General features: G+C 40.7%; 23 protein-coding genes. 10 read left to right on the plus strand and 13 right to left on the minus strand.

Going from position 1 to position 17,320, the window contains the following annotated elements; genetic code table 11:
• Position 1 precedes the first annotated feature (1 nt).
• The 6 genes from ACVBIU_RS15020 to ACVBIU_RS15045 form a co-directional block, all read right to left on the minus strand.
• On the minus strand, positions 2-481 hold the full coding sequence (locus ACVBIU_RS15020; RefSeq protein ID WP_447164165.1) for an RNA polymerase sigma factor: 480 nt from the start codon (positions 479-481) through the stop codon (positions 2-4).
• A 13-nt stretch (positions 482-494) separates the two neighbouring features.
• The gene (locus ACVBIU_RS15025; RefSeq protein ID WP_447164166.1) at positions 495-1,316 is read right to left on the minus strand and encodes an HvfC/BufC family peptide modification chaperone; all 822 of its coding nucleotides are present in this window, start codon (positions 1,314-1,316) and stop codon (positions 495-497) included.
• A complete protein-coding gene (locus ACVBIU_RS15030; protein ID WP_447164167.1) occupies positions 1,307-2,191 on the minus strand; it encodes a DUF692 domain-containing protein in 885 nt (294 codons plus the stop codon). Before ACVBIU_RS15030 ends, ACVBIU_RS15025 begins: the two co-directional genes overlap by 10 nt.
• Positions 2,191-2,475, minus strand: a complete 285-nt coding sequence (locus tag ACVBIU_RS15035; protein WP_447164168.1) for a BufA1 family periplasmic bufferin-type metallophore — start codon at positions 2,473-2,475, stop codon at positions 2,191-2,193. Before ACVBIU_RS15035 ends, ACVBIU_RS15030 begins: the two co-directional genes overlap by 1 nt.
• A gap of 102 nt (positions 2,476-2,577) precedes the next feature.
• On the minus strand, positions 2,578-2,964 hold the full coding sequence (locus ACVBIU_RS15040) for a thiol-disulfide oxidoreductase DCC family protein (RefSeq protein WP_447164169.1): 387 nt from the start codon (positions 2,962-2,964) through the stop codon (positions 2,578-2,580).
• 1 nt (position 2,965) lies between these two features.
• Positions 2,966-3,412, minus strand: coding sequence for a DUF3429 domain-containing protein (locus ACVBIU_RS15045; RefSeq protein WP_447164170.1), 447 nt, complete (start codon positions 3,410-3,412; stop codon positions 2,966-2,968).
• 144 nt (positions 3,413-3,556) lie between these two features.
• Here ACVBIU_RS15045 and folX point away from each other — a divergent pair, with 144 nt between their 5' ends.
• From folX to folM, 3 genes are read left to right on the plus strand one after another with little or no spacing between them, the layout of a single operon-like run.
• Positions 3,557-3,922 carry a dihydroneopterin triphosphate 2'-epimerase gene (gene folX, locus ACVBIU_RS15050; protein ID WP_447161054.1) on the plus strand — a complete coding sequence of 122 codons (366 nt, stop codon included), beginning with the start codon at positions 3,557-3,559 and terminating at the stop codon, positions 3,920-3,922.
• Positions 3,923-3,956: 34 nt separating this feature from the next.
• A complete protein-coding gene (gene folE, locus ACVBIU_RS15055; RefSeq protein ID WP_447164171.1) occupies positions 3,957-4,595 on the plus strand; it encodes a GTP cyclohydrolase I FolE in 639 nt (212 codons plus the stop codon).
• Positions 4,596-4,608: 13 nt separating this feature from the next.
• Positions 4,609-5,319 (plus strand): dihydromonapterin reductase, encoded by a 711-nt coding sequence (gene folM / locus ACVBIU_RS15060; RefSeq protein ID WP_447164172.1) that lies wholly within the window; start codon positions 4,609-4,611, stop codon positions 5,317-5,319.
• A 76-nt stretch (positions 5,320-5,395) separates the two neighbouring features.
• Here folM and gltS read toward each other — a convergent pair whose 3' ends face one another.
• The 3 genes from gltS to ACVBIU_RS15075 all read right to left on the minus strand — a co-directional run bounded on the left by gltS (position 5,396) and on the right by ACVBIU_RS15075 (position 7,758).
• Entirely contained in the window at positions 5,396-6,619 is a 1,224-nt protein-coding gene (gene gltS / locus ACVBIU_RS15065; protein ID WP_447161051.1) for a sodium/glutamate symporter, read from the minus strand.
• A gap of 152 nt (positions 6,620-6,771) precedes the next feature.
• Entirely contained in the window at positions 6,772-6,933 is a 162-nt protein-coding gene (locus ACVBIU_RS15070) for a DUF2986 domain-containing protein (RefSeq protein ID WP_447161050.1), read from the minus strand.
• A 72-nt stretch (positions 6,934-7,005) separates the two neighbouring features.
• Positions 7,006-7,758, minus strand: coding sequence for a glycosyltransferase family 25 protein (locus ACVBIU_RS15075; protein ID WP_447164173.1), 753 nt, complete (start codon positions 7,756-7,758; stop codon positions 7,006-7,008).
• A gap of 220 nt (positions 7,759-7,978) precedes the next feature.
• On the opposite strand from ACVBIU_RS15075, the gene ACVBIU_RS15080 reads away from it, so the two are divergent.
• The 7 genes from ACVBIU_RS15080 to ACVBIU_RS15110 all read left to right on the plus strand — a co-directional run bounded on the left by ACVBIU_RS15080 (position 7,979) and on the right by ACVBIU_RS15110 (position 14,391).
• Complete coding sequence (locus ACVBIU_RS15080; RefSeq protein ID WP_447164174.1) at positions 7,979-9,055, plus strand: glycosyltransferase; 1,077 nt, start codon at positions 7,979-7,981, stop codon at positions 9,053-9,055.
• A gap of 300 nt (positions 9,056-9,355) precedes the next feature.
• A complete protein-coding gene (locus ACVBIU_RS15085) occupies positions 9,356-10,123 on the plus strand; it encodes a glycosyltransferase family 2 protein (protein WP_447164175.1) in 768 nt (255 codons plus the stop codon).
• Between the two features lie 126 nt (positions 10,124-10,249).
• On the plus strand, positions 10,250-11,317 hold the full coding sequence (gene rfbB, locus ACVBIU_RS15090; RefSeq protein ID WP_447164176.1) for a dTDP-glucose 4,6-dehydratase: 1,068 nt from the start codon (positions 10,250-10,252) through the stop codon (positions 11,315-11,317).
• On the plus strand, positions 11,317-12,201 hold the full coding sequence (rfbA, locus tag ACVBIU_RS15095; RefSeq protein WP_447164177.1) for a glucose-1-phosphate thymidylyltransferase RfbA: 885 nt from the start codon (positions 11,317-11,319) through the stop codon (positions 12,199-12,201). The genes rfbB and rfbA overlap by 1 nt, the downstream gene beginning before the upstream one ends.
• Entirely contained in the window at positions 12,202-13,083 is an 882-nt protein-coding gene (rfbD, locus tag ACVBIU_RS15100) for a dTDP-4-dehydrorhamnose reductase (protein WP_447164178.1), read from the plus strand. It abuts the gene before it with no gap.
• A 5-nt stretch (positions 13,084-13,088) separates the two neighbouring features.
• A complete protein-coding gene (gene rfbC, locus ACVBIU_RS15105) occupies positions 13,089-13,634 on the plus strand; it encodes a dTDP-4-dehydrorhamnose 3,5-epimerase (RefSeq protein ID WP_447164179.1) in 546 nt (181 codons plus the stop codon).
• Positions 13,635-13,695: 61 nt separating this feature from the next.
• Complete coding sequence (locus tag ACVBIU_RS15110) at positions 13,696-14,391, plus strand: DapH/DapD/GlmU-related protein (protein ID WP_439267511.1); 696 nt, start codon at positions 13,696-13,698, stop codon at positions 14,389-14,391.
• A 22-nt stretch (positions 14,392-14,413) separates the two neighbouring features.
• Here the strand turns inward: ACVBIU_RS15110 and ACVBIU_RS15115 are convergent, their stop codons facing one another.
• From ACVBIU_RS15115 to ACVBIU_RS15130, 4 genes are all read right to left on the minus strand, one after another.
• Positions 14,414-15,061 (minus strand): hypothetical protein, encoded by a 648-nt coding sequence (locus ACVBIU_RS15115; protein WP_447164180.1) that lies wholly within the window; start codon positions 15,059-15,061, stop codon positions 14,414-14,416.
• A 90-nt stretch (positions 15,062-15,151) separates the two neighbouring features.
• The gene (locus tag ACVBIU_RS15120) at positions 15,152-15,802 is read right to left on the minus strand and encodes a hypothetical protein (protein WP_447164181.1); all 651 of its coding nucleotides are present in this window, start codon (positions 15,800-15,802) and stop codon (positions 15,152-15,154) included.
• A gap of 463 nt (positions 15,803-16,265) precedes the next feature.
• Positions 16,266-16,421 (minus strand): glycosyltransferase family 25 protein, encoded by a 156-nt coding sequence (locus ACVBIU_RS15125; protein WP_447164206.1) that lies wholly within the window; start codon positions 16,419-16,421, stop codon positions 16,266-16,268.
• Between the two features lie 165 nt (positions 16,422-16,586).
• The gene (locus tag ACVBIU_RS15130; protein ID WP_447164182.1) at positions 16,587-17,303 is read right to left on the minus strand and encodes a glycosyltransferase family 25 protein; all 717 of its coding nucleotides are present in this window, start codon (positions 17,301-17,303) and stop codon (positions 16,587-16,589) included.
• Positions 17,304-17,320 lie beyond the last annotated feature (17 nt).

Consider the following 17,320-nt stretch of genomic DNA (forward strand, 5'->3'; position numbering starts at 1 on the left):
TTTATTGCCCCCCTGTAGTCTGAACGGGTTCACCGAGCACTATGTCGGCAGATTTCAATTTAATACGATGTAAACGCGACAAAATCGTGCCTCGGGGTTGGCCTAAGTCCTCTGCAATTTCTGCCGCGCTATAGCCTTCGAGCGCCCACAGATAGAGCACTTCTCTTTCTGCTGAATTAAGTTGTTCAAACAGATATTCGATAAGATCATGTTGGATTTCAATCTCTTCCAAACAGGTTTCGTCGAGCAGGGCTGGAGCATTATCATCTAGGGGTTCAAAGTCCACCAACTTAAGCCTACGACAATCATCAATAAATTGGTTACGAATAATTGCTCTTAGATAGGCTCGCAAAGAAACAGGCTTGGCACTGCATTTTAGCCAGCGCTCGATTGCGGTTTGCAGTAGATCTTCAGCTTGAGAGGAGTTGGCAGTCAAACAAAAACAATATCGATATAAGCTTTGCAGTAGCTCTCTGTCCATTCTAGTCAGCCAGTCATTGCTTGGTAGGCAAGTGTTTGGTAGCCAAACCTATTGCGAGTAAGTCAGTTACGGGCAAGCTAAAACCGCAGACCCATTGACGTTCAATCAACCCAGACAAGAGACTGAGATCGAGCTCAGAATTGGTAATTTGCGCCAAGGTTTGCCCAGATGCTATCCCTTGCAGTAAAAACATTTCAGCTTTACTGACTACACTCAATTGCACCTTAAATCTGTCTCGATATATCACCAGGTAATGAGGGCCTGAACCTGTGTATTCTTGTATGCCTTGCTGGGTATTATGCCTAGCCCACACCTGCTGCACCTGATACTGACACGTCAATAGCGCCACATCCGGCCTCAGTAACAATGTAACCTGCTGCTGCGCTGATTCACTAAGCTCCGCTAACGCCTCTAAACGACAATTTGTCGACTGCATAAATTCGTGCAAGTCCATGCTGTAATAGCTTTGATTTAACAACCACTCTAACTGAGCTAATTCTGGTAAATATTCTAAATCTTTAAAGGCTGCATGCTGACAGGTTTCTATCGCTAACCAATATGAAAAGTGTTGCCCGTATCGATTCAAATTGCAGTCCGCGAGAGGATATTGCTGGCAATAACCTTTTACCAACTGCGTAAAACAAGCTTCACCAACGACCAATTTGCAAACCGGAAAAACCAGTTGTAGGGCACTATTTAATGCCTGAAATGCGTTATTACGATAGATATCAACCCTATTTAGCTCTCGCTCATTAACAAGCTGAGTAAGCTTATTTGCATTCCCCTGTGGCTCAAGGGCATGAATAAAAGCCGACTGCCAATCTGCTAAGCGCATCGTTCACCTACCACATGTTTACCCATAGCCATCTCATCGTTAACGCGCTCTGTTGGCGCTAATCGTAAAATTTCAGCGGCTATTTGCTGCTCTTGCAGTAATCGCGCTAACGTCGGCAATTCGCTATCCCATTCAATCATGCTGGGGATAGGCCCGTGTTGCTGAATGTATGCGGTAAATGCCGCCCACACACTCGGAGCGACAGGGTGATTATGGGCATCAAGCAAGTAATCCCCCTTATCATGAAAACCTGCAAGATGGATCTGCTTGACCCTTTCGACCGGAATAACGTCCATAAATGAGCGCAACGACTGATTGAGATTCACGCTAGTCACAAAAGCGTTATTAATATCGAGTAACAGGTAACAATCTGCCTCTTCCGCTATGGCCGCAATAAACTCCCCCTCACTCAGCTCATTATGACGACAGCTCATATAGGTAGACACGTTTTCGAGTAAAATCCTTTCACCCAAAAAATCTTGAGTCTGCTTAATACGCTGACTGATATGCATCACCGCCTCTTGGGTATAAGGCAATGGCAGTAGATCAGCCACTTTGAAGTCATCATTACCAGAGAAACTGGCATGTTCAGAATACCAATGGGCGCCACATTGCTGCTTTAAGGTTTTTATCTGTTGAAGGTAATCGAAATCAAGTGGACTGGGGCCACCTAAAGATAGGCCTACGCTGTGGAAAACCAACTCAAAGCGATCACTCACGGCATTGAGAAGATGTTGATTTAATCCCCCCTCTACTAGCCAGTTATCAACTAGCACCTCCAACCAGGGGATCTCTATGGTTTCGTCTGCGAGTAATGGTTGTACATGAGGGATGCGCAGGCCTATGCCTGCGCCCGCTATGCTTGAGGTAAGCACTAGCTTTTAGCCGGTTTAACGGCTTTGACTTCACCGCCAGTTATCTTGTCGCAAGTCCCTGCGGGGACATAAATCCATTCGGTAGACATATTGTCTTCTTTAGCTTGTCCCGCACAACCGTGGCTACCATCTAGGGCACCACAATCATTTGCCCCGGCTTTGGCCACCCCGGCACACTTTTCCCACTCTTTGGGCTGATCCGGTACAGCTTGAGCCCCCATTGAGATGCTCGCAGCGAGAATACCTGCAACTGTTGCCCCTACGGCCGTTTTTGTCGATTTCATATCAGAATGTCCTTTTGATTGATAAGATGTTCATTAGCTATAACGAATCTAAATCGTTATTGATTGCATCAATGTCAAAATTAATTCTAGTCGATAAGAAAACTAGCGGGAGCAAGTACCGCTTTCGCAGCGCTGCTTGCCTGTTAACAAATATGAAATTCGATATCTGTGTTTTGCAAAAAAAAGATAGCCCAAATCAGCGACTGGCTTTATTAGAGGAGTTCTGAGCAAAGCAACCCAACGCCCCTTTCCAACGGCAGCCCAAGCCTGATAAGTCACATCTAAGCCTTTGATTAAAGTGCCGTCTGCAAGCTCAGCATGTAAGATTCGATTAGCCAATGCAGCATCAATATTGGGGAAGTTAATTTCAAAGTTGTGCTGATTGAGATCTTGCAGCTCAATATTATTGTGTTTATCTAACGCTTTTATCTGCTTCATTTCGGCATCACACAATGGACACAATGAGTCGTAAAATATCCTAAGTTTCATTTTAACCTCCAATCAATAGCTTTATTAGCATCAATAAATGAGTTAACAATGCCACGTAGGTCAGCCTAGTGCGCATTCTTTGATAACTGTTATTCACAGGTAGGTTGTCGCAGTTTTTTTCAATACTTAACAAGCTGAAATAACCGAAAGCCAATGCAATCAAGCTAACAATGGGCATAGAAAGTAATAGAGAAAACCAGGCTAAAAGAGCATAAAGATTACTGAGGATAAGCAGGTTACCTAGATTATCAACGGAATACAGAGATAAGACCCGCCCCCACAGTGTACCCGCTAGAAAACTAAGGATAGTTGCACTGTAGCTGATAAAAGCAAACTGAGGTTCAAACCAAGGCAATGGCCAGTCAGCCCAAGTCATCACCGTCGCGATAATAAAAGGCAGTAGTCCCGCATAACCTAATCCTAGCCAAACCTGTTGATTACTTTTCATTGCAACTCTCTCTATTACATCACTACAAACCTGTACGAAAGAAACGCCATTTTAGATCTTCTGGTTTGACTCCTATGTAAACAGATGATCTAAATTACTGAATCTTACGTAATCAGCTCTATAGTTAAATGAAAAGGACGACTAATGACTGTCAGTATTGCCACCATAAAAATCACTAATTTACGTCTGCGAACCTTCATCGGCTTCAACCAAGAAGAGCGAGAGAAAATGCAAGATGTGGTGATCAACATTGAAATCCAATACCCGGCTCAGCATGCTATTTTGGAAGATGATGTAGAAGCTGCGCTCAACTACAAAAAAATCACTAAGGCCATCATCCAACATGTAGAGCAAGGACGATTTTTGTTGCTAGAAAAGCTGGTGTCCGATGTGCTTGAGATCAGTTGTGATCACTCCTGGGTGCAATTTGCGCGTGTCACAGTCGATAAGCCCCATGCTTTGCGATTTGCAGACTCAGTATCTCTAACACTTGAATATCACCGAGAGTAACATTTTGGCTGTTAATGCCATAAAGGAGTCAACGATGGACTTATCACAAGCAGAACAGGTGAAAAATGCCCTTATTGCTAAAGGCCTAGAAACACCACTTTTACCATCAGATATGAATACCCAGCAAAAGTATGATCGAATTAAAGGCTTGATGACTGAAGTGATATCGACCCTAGGGCTAGACCTTAGCGATGACAGCCTTTGCGAGACCCCACACCGCATTGCCAAGATGTACGTCAACGAGGTTTTTGCCGGTTTAGATTATGCGAATTTTCCTAAGATAGCCCAAATAGAGAACAAAATGGGCGTCGATGAAATGGTCAAGATCAGTAACATTAGTGTTGTCAGCACTTGCGAACACCACTTTATTACCATTGATGGTCTCGCCAAGGTGGCCTACATTCCAAAAGAGACCATCATTGGTTTATCTAAAATCAATCGATTAGTACGCTTCTTTGCTCAACGACCCCAAGTACAAGAGCGCCTAACCAAACAAGTGTTAGTTGCCCTACAGACTCTACTTGGAACAGCAGACGTTGCTGTTAGCATTAATGCCACCCACTACTGTGTAAAGTCGCGAGGTGTAATGGATACTCAATCACAGACACAAACAACGGCACTCGGCGGCTGCTTTAAATCGAACCCAGCCACCAGAATTGAATTTCTTAGATAAAATAGGCAGTCAAATGAGCGCAACCATTTTGATCACCGGCGTCGGCAAGCGCGTTGGTTTCTATCTAGCAAAGCATTTAGCCGAAGACGGTTACCAGGTTATCGGTACATATCGCACGCCACGAGCAACGCTACAGCAACTTGAAACGCTAGGCGTGCAGCTTCATCAATGTGATTTTTACGATACTGAACAAACAGAGAGGCTACTTAAGGACATTACGCACTCTTACTCAAGCCTACGGGCTATTATCCATAATGCGTCGGACTGGCTACCGGACACTGATGCGGCTAGCGCAATGGTAAGGATAGAAAAGATGATGCGGATCCACGCCACCACGCCATACGCAATCAATATCGCCCTCGCGCCTTTGCTGCAAAAAAATGAACACCCCGTTGGCGACATTATTCATATCACCGATTATGTTGTCGACAAGGGCAGTAGCAAACATGCTGCATACGCTGCAAGCAAAGCCGCGTTGCATAATCTTACCCTCTCTTTTGCCGCTAAGTTTGCCCCCCAAATTAAAGTCAACAGTATTGCACCCGCCATGCTGATGTTTAACCCTGATGACGATGATAACTACAAGCAGAAGGCTTTGAACAAGGCGCTCATTAAACAAGAAGGCGGAGAAGCTGAGGCGCTCAAAGCAGTAAAGTATCTGCTAGATAGTCAATACATCACAGGACAAGCAATCAAAATCGATGGAGGCCGTCATTTGGTCTAATCGGATCACACTAAATGAGCGTTTAAAAATAACAAAGGCACACGCGAGCGTGCCTTTTTGTCGTTGATTTTTAGTGCTATAAAATAAAGCTGATATAGCCTTGCAGTACAATCAAGTTAACGATATCAATAAAGAAAGCACCCACAATTGGCACCACCATAAAGGCTTGTGGTGAAGGGCCATTGCGAGAAACAAGCGCTCCCATATTCATCACTGCGGTAGGCGTCGCCCCCATGCCAAATCCACAGTGACCTCCAGCAATTACAGCGGCATCGTAATCAGAACCCATTATTTTGAACGTAACAAAATAGGCAAATATCGCTAAAACAACCGTTTGTACCATCAAAATAATCAATAGCGGGATCGCTAAATCAAAAATTTCCCACAGCTTTAGGCTCATTAGCGCCATAGCAAGAAACAGCGACAAAGCAACGGTACCTAAAATATCTACGCACTCGTTATTCATCTTATAGCCGCGAGTCATTTCAGTCAGGTTGGTAATCATCACCCCTAGAAATAGCGCATAAACAAAGTCCGGCATCTTCAACCAGCTTATCTCAAAGCTTACGACTAAATGCCCAACCCATTTGGCTCCCGCCACACACAGCATAATAATAAACAGCGTTTCTAATACGCTCTTAGCTGTGACGTTATCTTCTTCGAGTTGGTCATACGTTACCAAATCAGGATGGTCTTTATGGTGGTTGCCACCAATGCCGTATGAAGATTCAAGCTTATGCTTATCGATTAACCTTTGTGCTACTGGGCCACCAATAATGCCACCCATGACTAAACCGAACGTCGCCGCAGCCATAGCAAACTCTAGCGTGTTCATATTGTAATGGTCGGAAAAAGTTTGTGACCAAGCAGCACCGGTGCCATGACCGCCAGAAAGCGTAATCGAACCAGCGACCAGCCCCATCAGAGGCTCTAAGCCTAGTGCCGTTGCTAAACTCACGCCGACAGCATTTTGCAAGATGATGTAAATAGAGGCTATGCCAAGAAAAATAAAGACTTTTTTACCACCACGAGCGAGCAGTTTATAACTGGCAGCCAGACCCACAGTGCTAAAGAACATCAGCATTAACGTATTTTGCATTGGCAAAGAAAACGCTAGGGTAATATTCTGAAAATGAAGAACCGTGATAACGGCTGCGACAACCAGACCACCGATAATAGGCTCTGGAATATTGTATTTTTTGAAAAAAGGAACGTGACGATTAACTGTGTGGCCGATAAACAAAACCAAGATGGCGACCAAAAACGATTCTAGTTCTCCGATTGAATATACTGTATTCATGTAACTCCTATCCGTTAGGTTTTGTAGTCAAAAAACCTACAAAACCAAAATTAGCCGGCTATTCTGGCACATTCATTAGGGTAAATAATATTAGCCGTGTCGGAATTATGGCATTTGGATCATGAAAAGCGACACATTGCGCAATAAAGAATCTACTCGCTGTCTATTTGTTCGGTTTTTTCGGCCTCTAACGCTTCAAGTTTTGCTCTTTCTGCCTTAGAAATATACTTAGGCTTGCTGCTATTTTGCAATTTCGCATTAGCTTTCTTCAACTTGCTCATGTGTTTTAAAGTGATTTTTTTTGTGCGGTTCATGGGTCTATATCATCAGTAATAAAGCTTAATTATAACAAGCAAGGCGCGTAACGCCGAATAGTTCGGCGTTACCTATTGAAGCTTTTTAAATTGAATTCGACGGCTAAAAATACGATCGACCTCACGCCTCAGTTTCTGCCCTATGGTCAACTTTTTCTTCGCTGGCAGTACTCTTTCACTATTTAAACTGCTGTGGAGCAGACTGCTTTTCTTATCAAGAATGTCATCTTGTGCACAAATCGCAGGCTGCAGTTGGTAAACATCCAGTTTGTTTGAGGTGATTATCTCCTCAAAAATAATTTTATCTATCGCTTCTATTGGTCTGAATTGGTGAATTTCATTCAACAGTTTACTCGCCATATTGCAACTTACGACATAACCTGCAGCGCCTAAATGCCTACCTTGCAACTTAAAGAGCTCTGTTCCAGAGCCGAGTTTATACCCTCCCCAAAACGCCCCCTTAGCAATATGATTAAACATCTCGAGCTTAATCAGTTCTACTTGTTCAGGGATCCAGCAGTCTGAACATAAATAATGATTTGCATTTTTACCTAGATGAATGTCATCTTCGAAAATAGCAGCAAACGGGATCGATTCATCTACGATTTTCTGAAGTATCGCAACATGGCTGAGTAAACAAGATAGCTCCCCTTTACTGAGCGTTGTCCCTTGAGTTGCTATCTGCAGGCGAATTGCTTCAGCTTCATTTAGATCCGGAGTTATTGCATCAAAAAATTCAAACGGGATAGCTTGAGAAGAAAACGCTTGATTGATATGAGCTCGCCTCTTTTCTTCAGTTAGTAAGCTTATAACGAAACATCTCATAATCTAACAACCATAATTCAATAGCATAATCTGCCAATGAGTATAATCGAATTAGTGAGCAGTCTACATCAGAGAATTTAACCACCATAGCTCGAGGAGCAGCGAAATCAAGTTCCATAGCTACACGATATATTTAACAAGCTAATACATTTACTTATGTTCAAAAACTGCTCATCTGGTATCATTGCTAGCCTTAAAAAACCTTAAAGGCATACCTAGAATGAAAAAGATTGCTATCTTTTGCCACAATTTTTATGCCAACGGAACGGTCAAAGTTGCGCTAACTCAAGCAGAGATCTTGCATGAAGCAGGGCAAGATGTGCATCTGTTTGTTTTCCAGCAAGAGGGGGATTTCCCTCCGCCAAAACACGTCACTATTCATTATGTTTACCCAAATCAGAAAGCATTAACTCTGAAACAACAGCAGCAGCGCTTAAAGCAATGTGTTGAGGATGTCGAAAACACCAAGGGTAAATTCGACCTATTTCTGTCCAACTCTACGGACTGCGATACCGTTGTGAGTGGTTGCAACTTTGAGCCCTGTTATTACTTTTGTCATTGCGCGTTAAAACAAGAATTAATCATGGAACTCAAACGAGGGCCGGTTCACTTCTATCGACGTTGGTCAAAAGCAAAAGCTTTGATTGGGAAAAATATCATTACAGTGTCTGAAGGTATTGCCGATGAGCTACGCAATACCCGCTGGCTCAAAGCTAAAAGTATTCAAGCTATTTATAATCCTTTTAGAATCGAAGAGATAAAACGTAAAGCATTAGAAGCAAACGATGAGATACCCAATGAGCCGTTTATGATCCATATTGGCCGGGTGACGCGACAAAAGCGCCTAGATATTCTGTTTAAAGCGCTGCAAGCTATGCCATCAGCCCCTAAGTTAGTATTGCTAACCAACAGGCCTGAACGCGCACGGAAAATTGCGAAAAAGTACAATGTTGAAAACCGCATTATCACGCCAGGTTTTCAATCAAACCCATACGCTTGGATAGCACGAGCAGAATTAATGCTGCTCAGCTCAGATTTTGAAGGTTTTGGCCTGGTGATTGCCGAGTCACTGATTTGTGGAACCCCTGTAGTCAGCACTGACTGCCCTTACGGTCCAAATGAAATTCTAACTGGAGAACTGGCTCAATATTTAGTCCCTCGCCGTCAGCCACAATTGCTAGCAGAAAAAGCATTAGCCTGTTTAGCTTCCCCTCCAATAATTAATAATCCAGAAATATTTAAAGTGATTAATAGTCAATATGTTGCGCAGCAATATATTAATCTAGCTAACCATTAATAAATCGAAAAATTATTACATCGAAAACAATTGAATTGCTTTTTAGCCATTCAATTGTTGCCTTTGTTACTTTCACTTATTAACACGTTAGAGTACAGCCTTATCAAAAAGAACCTCGTCGTTTAATTTTAGTTAAAAACGTTTAACTTACGCTACCAATTGGTTGCTTTAAATGTTTGAATTACGAAATAAAGCACTGAGCATAATTTAGACTATATTTTAGTGAGTATTTAATTATAATAGCGCCCCCAGAGTTTCTTATAACGCTAAACTCCTTTAATCGATGTCTATATACCTCATATGAAAAAACACAGCTTATCCGTTATTCTAATCACTAAAAATGAAGCCGATCGTGTTGAGGCTTGCCTTAAGTCGATCATAGATATAGCTGATGAAATCATTGTTCTAGACAGCGGTTCGACCGATGACACAGTCAATATCTGTCAACAGTACACCAACAACATCACCATAACTGACTGGCCAGGATTTGGTAAGCAGAAGCAACGCGCACTCGATAAAGCCACTTGCGACTGGGTATTATCTATTGACGCCGATGAGGCATTAGATGATGAGATGAAACAGGCTCTCATAGATCTATTGTCACAAGACAGCATCGAAGAAACGTCGTACCGCCTACCTTGGGGGGTCACGCTTTACGGCACGACCCTGAAACACGGCCGCAGCGCTCGTTCCGTTTTACGTTTGTTTCTTCGCCAAGGCTCTAGCTACACCCTTGATGAAGTGCACGAAACCGTGATACCGGCGAAAGGCTCAGTGGGTAAGCTTAAAGGCTTATTGTTACATTACACCCACAGAGATTATGGACACGGATTAAACAAAGCCGCTCAATACGCATGGCTTGGTTCGCAAAAGTATGCTCGTAAAGGCAAAAAATCAAAAGGATTAGCACTAGCTCTTCTTCGTGGTATGTGGACCTTTTTTCATATCTACTTTATTCGAAGAGGCTTCTTAGACGGCAGCGTAGGATTTATTGTTGCCATGACCTATGCACAGGTGAACTTTAATAAATATGTTGGACTGTGGTTATTGGAAAACAATCGGCACTAACTAATTAAGTTTTTACACTTACACTTGCGAAAAATGCATTAATGCACCATATAACAACTTGCTAAATTTAAACATTAACCTAACTCAGAAAAATAAATATCGTTTTCTTACATACTGGATACTTTAGTGAAAATATTAATTACTGGCGGTGCAGGATTTATTGGTTCTGCTGTTGTGAGATATATGATTAACAACACAAATGACTCCGTCATAAATCTTGACAAGTTAACTTATGCAGGCAATTTAGAGTCACTAGACGATGTTTCCCAAAATGAGCGTTATTTTTTTGAAAAAGTCGATATTTGTGATCAAGTTGAGCTAGAAAGAGTATTTAATCAATATCAACCTGACTGTGTCATGCATTTAGCTGCGGAGTCCCATGTAGACCGCTCTATTGATGGGCCAGCGGCCTTTATTCACACTAATCTACTGGGCACGTTCAACTTATTGGAAGTCTCTCGCCAATATTGGAATAGTTTACTACCAGAAAAGCAGGCTTCATTTCGCTTCCATCACATTTCAACTGATGAAGTCTATGGCGATTTGATAGGTACCGATGAGCTATTTACAGAGCAAACGTCTTATTCACCTAGTAGCCCATATTCAGCAAGTAAAGCGGGCTCCGATCACTTAGTGAGAGCGTGGGGGAGAACATATGGTCTTCCCGTTTTAGTCACAAATTGCTCAAACAATTATGGCCCATATCACTTCCCTGAAAAACTCATACCGCATGTTATTTTGAATGCACTACATGGAAAACCGTTACCAATATATGGTGATGGTAACCAGATCCGTGATTGGCTGTTTGTAGAAGATCATGCCAGAGCCCTATACACAGTCGTCACCAAGGGAGAAGTTGGTGAAACCTATAATATTGGTGGTCATAATGAGAAGCGTAACATTGAAGTAGTTCACACCATTTGTGCCCTACTGGAAGAGTTAGCACCAAACAAGCCTGATGGTGTCTCTCATTATCGTGATTTGATTACCTACGTAAAAGATCGTCCCGGTCATGACGTACGCTACGCCATAGACGCCACAAAAATTGCACACGATCTTGGCTGGACCCCTGTAGAGAGTTTTGAAACAGGTATTCGTAAAACAGTAGAGTGGTACTTAAGCAATTCATCATGGTGGCAACGGGTTATGTCTGGTGAATATCAGCTATCGCGCCTAGGTGAAGGAGAACAATAATGAAAGGTATCGTATTAGCTGGCGGTTCGGGCACCCGCCTTTATCCATTGACCCGAGGCACTTCAAAACAGCTACTACCCATTTACGACAAGCCAATGGTGTATTATCCAATTTCCACCCTAATGCTGGCTGGTATCCGTGAAATATTGATTATCACGACTCCAGAAGAGCAGTACAGCTTTCAGAGGCTGCTAGGAGATGGTTCTGATTATGGAATCAAACTGGAATATAAAGTACAACCTAGCCCTGATGGTCTAGCCCAAGCATTTATCATAGGCGAAAAGTTTATTGGTGATGACAATGTCTGCCTAGTCCTTGGTGATAACATTTTTTACGGTCAAGGCTTTAGTGAAATATTACTAAACGCCGCATCACGCCCACACGGTGCAACTGTATTCGGCTACCAAGTTAAAGATCCAGAGCGCTTTGGGGTTGTCGAGTTTGATGAACAAATGAAGGCCATTTCGATTGAAGAAAAGCCAATCAAGCCAAAATCAAATTATGCAGTCACTGGGCTATATTTCTACGATAACCGCGTCGTTGAGTGGGCAAAGCAAGTTGAACCTTCTGACCGTGGTGAGCTTGAGATTACCAGTCTAAATCAAAGGTACTTAGATGATGGCTCGCTTAGCGTCGAATTGCTGGGGCGTGGTTTTGCTTGGTTAGATACTGGTACTCATGAAAGCCTGCATCAAGCTTCTTCTTTTGTGCAAACCATTGAAAATGTCCAAGGGCTAAAAGTAGCTTGCCTTGAAGAGATCGCTTGGCGAAATGGCTGGCTTAGTGATGACGCCATGCTCAATATTGCTAAACCCATGTTGAAAAATGACTACGGCCAATATTTGGTCCATTTAGTTAACGAAAACAAGAGTAAAACTAAGTAAATGAAAGTATTAATCACCGGAAGTAACGGACAGGTTGGTCATAGCCTTCTTCGGCAACTTAGTCTGCGTGACGATATTGAGCTCTTTGCTTTAAATCGTAATGAGTTGGATATTTCATCACAAACGCAAGTTAACGAAGTGATATCAAGATTACTACCAGATGTGGTTATTAATGCAGCCGCCTACACCGCTGTTGATAGAGCTGAGAGTGATAGCGAACAATGCTTTGCTATTAACCGCGATGGAGCTAAATATCTCGCTCAAGCTTCAGAATCAATTGGTGCTTTATTGCTACATATTTCCACTGACTATGTATTTGATGGTGCAAAAGCGACGCCTTATATCGAGTCAGATAACACAAACCCAAAAACAGTATATGGTCAGAGTAAACTTGCTGGCGAGGAAGCCATTGCCAAACATTGTCAACACTATGCTGTTTTACGTACAGCTTGGGTATTTGCAGAACATGGTAACAACTTTGTCAAAACCATGCTAAAACTCGCTGAAAATCACCCAGAGCTGAATATTGTTGCAGACCAACATGGCGGCCCAACGTTTGCGGGAGATATTGCAGCAGCACTCGTTATCATGATGGATACTATGCTTCTTCAAAATAAAAATCTCAGTGGTATCTACCATTTTTCAGGTATGCCATATACAACTTGGCATGACTTTGCCGATGCCATTTTTAATATTGCCGAAGTGCAAAGGATAATTAAGCGTCCAGTACTTAATTCCATCACCTCTGCACAATACCCAACTCCCGCTCCAAGGCCTGCGAACTCTCGCCTTAATTGCCAACATATAGAGCAGGTTTTTAGTATTAAACCAAGCAATTGGAAAGATGCCTTAAAATTATTACTTGAACCTAGCCAGGCGTAGACACAATGAAAATAATCGACACGAAAATTCCTGATGTAAAGATCATCGAACCCCAAGTATTTGGTGATGATCGCGGGTTTTTTATGGAAACCTGGAATCAGAAACAATTTGAGAAACTGGTAACGGGCAAGCCAACCCCGTTTGTACAGGATAATCACTCTAAATCCAAACAAGGCATCTTACGAGGATTGCATTACCAAACCGAACAAACCCAAGGCAAACTAGTGCGCGTGGTTTCTGGTGAGGTGTTTGATGTTGCTGTCGACATCCGAAAAGACTCTGCGACATTCGGCCAATGGGTCGGTATGTATTTATCGGCTGAAAATAAGCGTCAACTCTGGATACCAGAAGGGTTTGCCCATGGATTTTATGTCACGAGTAAAGAAGCTGAGTTTGTTTATAAGTGTACCGATTATTATCACCCACAGAGTGAAGTTTCAATCCACTGGAATGATCCACAAATTGGGATCGAATGGCCACTAAATAGTGAACCAATATTATCAGATAAAGATAAGTTTGGACGTAATCTCCAAGATTATCTAGCAAAATAAAATATAGTTCGATAGTGAACGATGCTGGCTCAACATTTAAACAATAAAATGGTATCTATTTGTGAAATTATTAGTAAAAATAAAAGAACACATAAGTAAATATAAAAAACTGAAAGAGATAAAAAATAATAAATGTTTTATTGATAAAAACTCAAAAGCATATAAAAATGATTTTGGTGGTTCAAACTATATTGGCCGTTCAAGTACCGTAGTAGATTGCAATGTAGGCTTTGCTACATACATCGGTGCAGGTAACTTTTTATTAAACGTTAAATTCGGAAAATTTTGCAGCATTGGAAACAACATTAAAGTTGTTTTTAGCAATCACCCCATAAACTATGTATCAACACATCCGGCTTTCCATAGAGGAAAACATCCTGTAATGGTTAAGACTGAGCTGTGTTTTATTGATAAAGGCATACCTTTGTTTAATAGAGCGGGAAATAGTGAATATTCTTGCATTATAGGAAATGATGTATGGATAGGTGATAATGTGACAATTATGGACGGCTTATCAATCGGCGATGGTGCCATAATTGCTGCAAATGCTGTCATCACAAAAAATATAGAACCCTATAGCATAGTGGGAGGAATTCCTGCAAAACATATCAGATATAGATTTAAGCCTGAAGAAATAGAGCAACTACTTAAAATAAAGTGGTGGGATAAAGATCTAGATAAAATCAAGAGCATATCAGATCAATTTGATGATATCGAAAACTTTTTGAACAACAATAGATCTGCCAACTCTCATTAAAAACGGAAGATCAAATCATCATTCACTTATTAAAAATAGCAAACCTCAACTCCCTACAGTTACTATTTTCCAAGTGTAAATCCTTTATTAAATATGGGGTTTTAATGAATCTAATATATGAAGGGGACAACGATAAATCAAGTAGTAAATCAAGTTTAGATGCTGACCCATTAGTTATGTTAGCGATATTAAGTAGCGGGGTAACTTTAGCTTCTAAATTGGCCCACTTATATCGACATTTAAATTTCTTATATTTTGATGTTGGAGCTCCAACAACATTCATCCCATGCTGCCGATACAAGAGTAACGGCTTATCTATGTAACGAATTGCATCAAAAAGAGATGCGATGACAGCTACGCACTCATCATGATATTTAAACAATGTCTTGTAGTTTTTGGCGATTCTAGCTAAAGGCTTGTTAATTACTGCCGCACACCCAGTAACCGTATTGCGGATTAACAAATCTGCCACATTTGAGGTGGAACCATCGACACCTATATAATCTATAAAAGAATCACATACCTCTTCCAGTTCCTTAGCGACAACTTTTAAATCTGAATAAATAAGTACAGGACTGTGATGGCCTACAAGCCCCATATCACTGATAAACTTAGAAATGATAGAGAGTTTTTCAGGTAACCAAACATCGTCCTGATCGCAAAAAGCCATGAAATCGGATGTTGCCAACGTAGTTAAGTAAAAGAAGCTATCTCTAACACCAAGATTACCTTTTCCATAATTTATAAATAATCGGCTTCATTATCTATCAACATATCCAAGTAAAGAATTTAGCTCGTAACGTTCTAATATCTCATCGCTCAACGGCTGGAGCTCTTCATCTTGACATATAAAACCTTCTAATTCCTCATAGAAATTATCACCAGAAATAACGAATACTCGTTTTTCATTATAAAAATCATATTTTTTTACATCCGCATTATTGGTAATAATCCTTTTATTTAGATATAATGCCTCAATAACACGAACTGTGAGTCCGACTTGTTCACCTTGATTAATATCGATTATAAAATCAGAATCATTTAGCATAACAATATATTCATTATATGGAATACCCTCCCTAATTAATAGTTCGAGAGCAACGCTAGTGGGCTCCTTATTATCTACCACTAATATCTTATTTCCTTTCCCCTTAAACTGAAGTCTGTTAATCTTAAAAAGAACTTCAGACCGACCCTTATCATAACCAACAAAAAAAAGACCATATTCACAATCTACCTTCGCTTCAGGAAGTATATCCGAATTTATAACTTGCGGATGATATTCAAGTTTATAATCAGAAGCATCCTTTCGATCAAATGTAACAACTTTTATTTTTGCAAATTTCAAAAAGTTAACATACTTAATCAACTTTCTATTATTCAATATAGGATTCCAAAGCCAAACCGTCATATTTCGATTCCTTTGCTTAACGATTATTTTAAACAAATCATTAAATGAATCGATACCAAAAAGGAATACTTTTTCATCTTTAGTCTTTGAGAGGGTTAATACAATCAAACAAAATAATGATACAATTCGCTTTCCAAATATCCTATAAATTATATCAAGTTTAGACTTAGTGTATACGTCGACACAAAAACAAACACCTGTTAGATTACTGTTAAAAAAATATTCCTTCGAAAGGAAATAGTTGTTATAGATGACTTTCATTCATTTACCATCACATTTTTTAGACAAAGGGGGAGCTACACTCTATTTATTCCATTATCGAGATAACTTTTTACCAATACTTTCAATGACGACTCATAAAAACAGTATAGCTCAATCGAAATTTTGTTTTATGAGCTATATTTTCTTTTTCGAGTTGCTCCAATGGTTGATACAACTGCCGCTCGCATACAAATAGAGGGAGCTAGGCTGAAAGATTGGATACGGTGTATCCAAGGATTCTCATAAAATCATCAACAAGTTCATTCAACTCAACACATTTTTCCCAAAGCAAATAATGACTAATATAACAGGCTATCTCACTGAGCAGTAAAGTGTAACCTTTTCTCTTTTTAGTAATTTCAGGTGCTGCCTATCTGACATAATAAAGCTTTCTTCCTATGCATCTACAGCACTGAAAAACTCAAATTCAACACCTGCTTTAGGCATTTTTCGCACTAAACGACGGGCGAGCTGCCATCACAAGAACTGTAAAGGTAGCTCCCCTACAAGCAAGACAGAGAATCTATTTATGCTTCTTGTTATAGTTCGATTGTTTAACCTGTTTAAACAATCGATAAACCTCTGCAGAAAGCTTACTAAATAGACCTAACTTTGTTTTATTTTTACGCTTGCCAATCACCGATGCAGCGGTACTTCTAGATACGAGTTTCGGATGGTAACTGTACAATGTTTGCTTTGTACGCCATTCATTATCCATAAAGTCATCTACAGGCTCAAAAAAACCATCGACCTGATTTAGATAATTCAGGGCCGCTTCCGGAGTTATAGCGTAAGCCGAGGTGCCACATGCCCCTTTCAGGTTTGAAATCAATTTGTACTGTTCATCAATAGGCTCTATATCAGCAAATTTCCTTTCAAAAACATTACCCAATTTCACAACACCATATTTGTGCGTTAATGACTCAATATTTTCTAACTGATTTTTTAGATCGCCAAATAACTCTAAGTTATCTTCCAGAATTAAAAACACCTCGTTATCAGCAAGACACTGCTTCCATAAAGAGATGTGGCTAGCAAAGCACCCTAATTCAGGAATGGTTAACTCATAGCCCTTATATCTCTTAGTCTTTCCACTATCGTAGAGTGAAAAAATACTATGCTGTGGTTCTTCTCTGATATTTTCAGCATCAAAAAAGGAAAAAGGAACCTCTTTTAGGGCTTGTGTCACCTTTTTATGTCGCTCTACAGAGGTTTTTAAACTAATAACAAAAACTTTCATTCTCTAACTCACCTGAT

The organism is Shewanella sp. 30m-14 (assembly GCF_052977125.1).

What these genes read in the sequence shown, in the direction of transcription:
- rfbC (WP_447164179.1), top strand. Translation starts at nt 13,089, where the DNA reads ATGAAAATAATCGACACGAAAATTCCTGATGTAAAGATCATCGAACCC.
- gltS (WP_447161051.1), bottom strand. Translation starts at nt 6,619, where the DNA reads ATGAATACAGTATATTCAATCGGAGAACTAGAATCGTTTTTGGTCGCC.
- ACVBIU_RS15130 (WP_447164182.1), bottom strand. Translation starts at nt 17,303, where the DNA reads ATGAAAGTTTTTGTTATTAGTTTAAAAACCTCTGTAGAGCGACATAAA.
- ACVBIU_RS15080 (WP_447164174.1), top strand. Translation starts at nt 7,979, where the DNA reads ATGAAAAAGATTGCTATCTTTTGCCACAATTTTTATGCCAACGGAACG.
- ACVBIU_RS15075 (WP_447164173.1), bottom strand. Translation starts at nt 7,758, where the DNA reads ATGAGATGTTTCGTTATAAGCTTACTAACTGAAGAAAAGAGGCGAGCT.
- ACVBIU_RS15115 (WP_447164180.1), bottom strand. Translation starts at nt 15,061, where the DNA reads ATGGCTTTTTGCGATCAGGACGATGTTTGGTTACCTGAAAAACTCTCT.
- folM (WP_447164172.1), top strand. Translation starts at nt 4,609, where the DNA reads ATGAGCGCAACCATTTTGATCACCGGCGTCGGCAAGCGCGTTGGTTTC.
- ACVBIU_RS15085 (WP_447164175.1), top strand. Translation starts at nt 9,356, where the DNA reads ATGAAAAAACACAGCTTATCCGTTATTCTAATCACTAAAAATGAAGCC.
- folE (WP_447164171.1), top strand. Translation starts at nt 3,957, where the DNA reads ATGGACTTATCACAAGCAGAACAGGTGAAAAATGCCCTTATTGCTAAA.
- rfbA (WP_447164177.1), top strand. Translation starts at nt 11,317, where the DNA reads ATGAAAGGTATCGTATTAGCTGGCGGTTCGGGCACCCGCCTTTATCCA.
- ACVBIU_RS15020 (WP_447164165.1), bottom strand. Translation starts at nt 481, where the DNA reads ATGGACAGAGAGCTACTGCAAAGCTTATATCGATATTGTTTTTGTTTG.
- ACVBIU_RS15120 (WP_447164181.1), bottom strand. Translation starts at nt 15,802, where the DNA reads ATGACGGTTTGGCTTTGGAATCCTATATTGAATAATAGAAAGTTGATT.
- ACVBIU_RS15070 (WP_447161050.1), bottom strand. Translation starts at nt 6,933, where the DNA reads ATGAACCGCACAAAAAAAATCACTTTAAAACACATGAGCAAGTTGAAG.
- ACVBIU_RS15025 (WP_447164166.1), bottom strand. Translation starts at nt 1,316, where the DNA reads ATGCGCTTAGCAGATTGGCAGTCGGCTTTTATTCATGCCCTTGAGCCA.
- ACVBIU_RS15045 (WP_447164170.1), bottom strand. Translation starts at nt 3,412, where the DNA reads ATGAAAAGTAATCAACAGGTTTGGCTAGGATTAGGTTATGCGGGACTA.
- ACVBIU_RS15040 (WP_447164169.1), bottom strand. Translation starts at nt 2,964, where the DNA reads ATGAAACTTAGGATATTTTACGACTCATTGTGTCCATTGTGTGATGCC.
- rfbD (WP_447164178.1), top strand. Translation starts at nt 12,202, where the DNA reads ATGAAAGTATTAATCACCGGAAGTAACGGACAGGTTGGTCATAGCCTT.
- ACVBIU_RS15035 (WP_447164168.1), bottom strand. Translation starts at nt 2,475, where the DNA reads ATGAAATCGACAAAAACGGCCGTAGGGGCAACAGTTGCAGGTATTCTC.
- folX (WP_447161054.1), top strand. Translation starts at nt 3,557, where the DNA reads ATGACTGTCAGTATTGCCACCATAAAAATCACTAATTTACGTCTGCGA.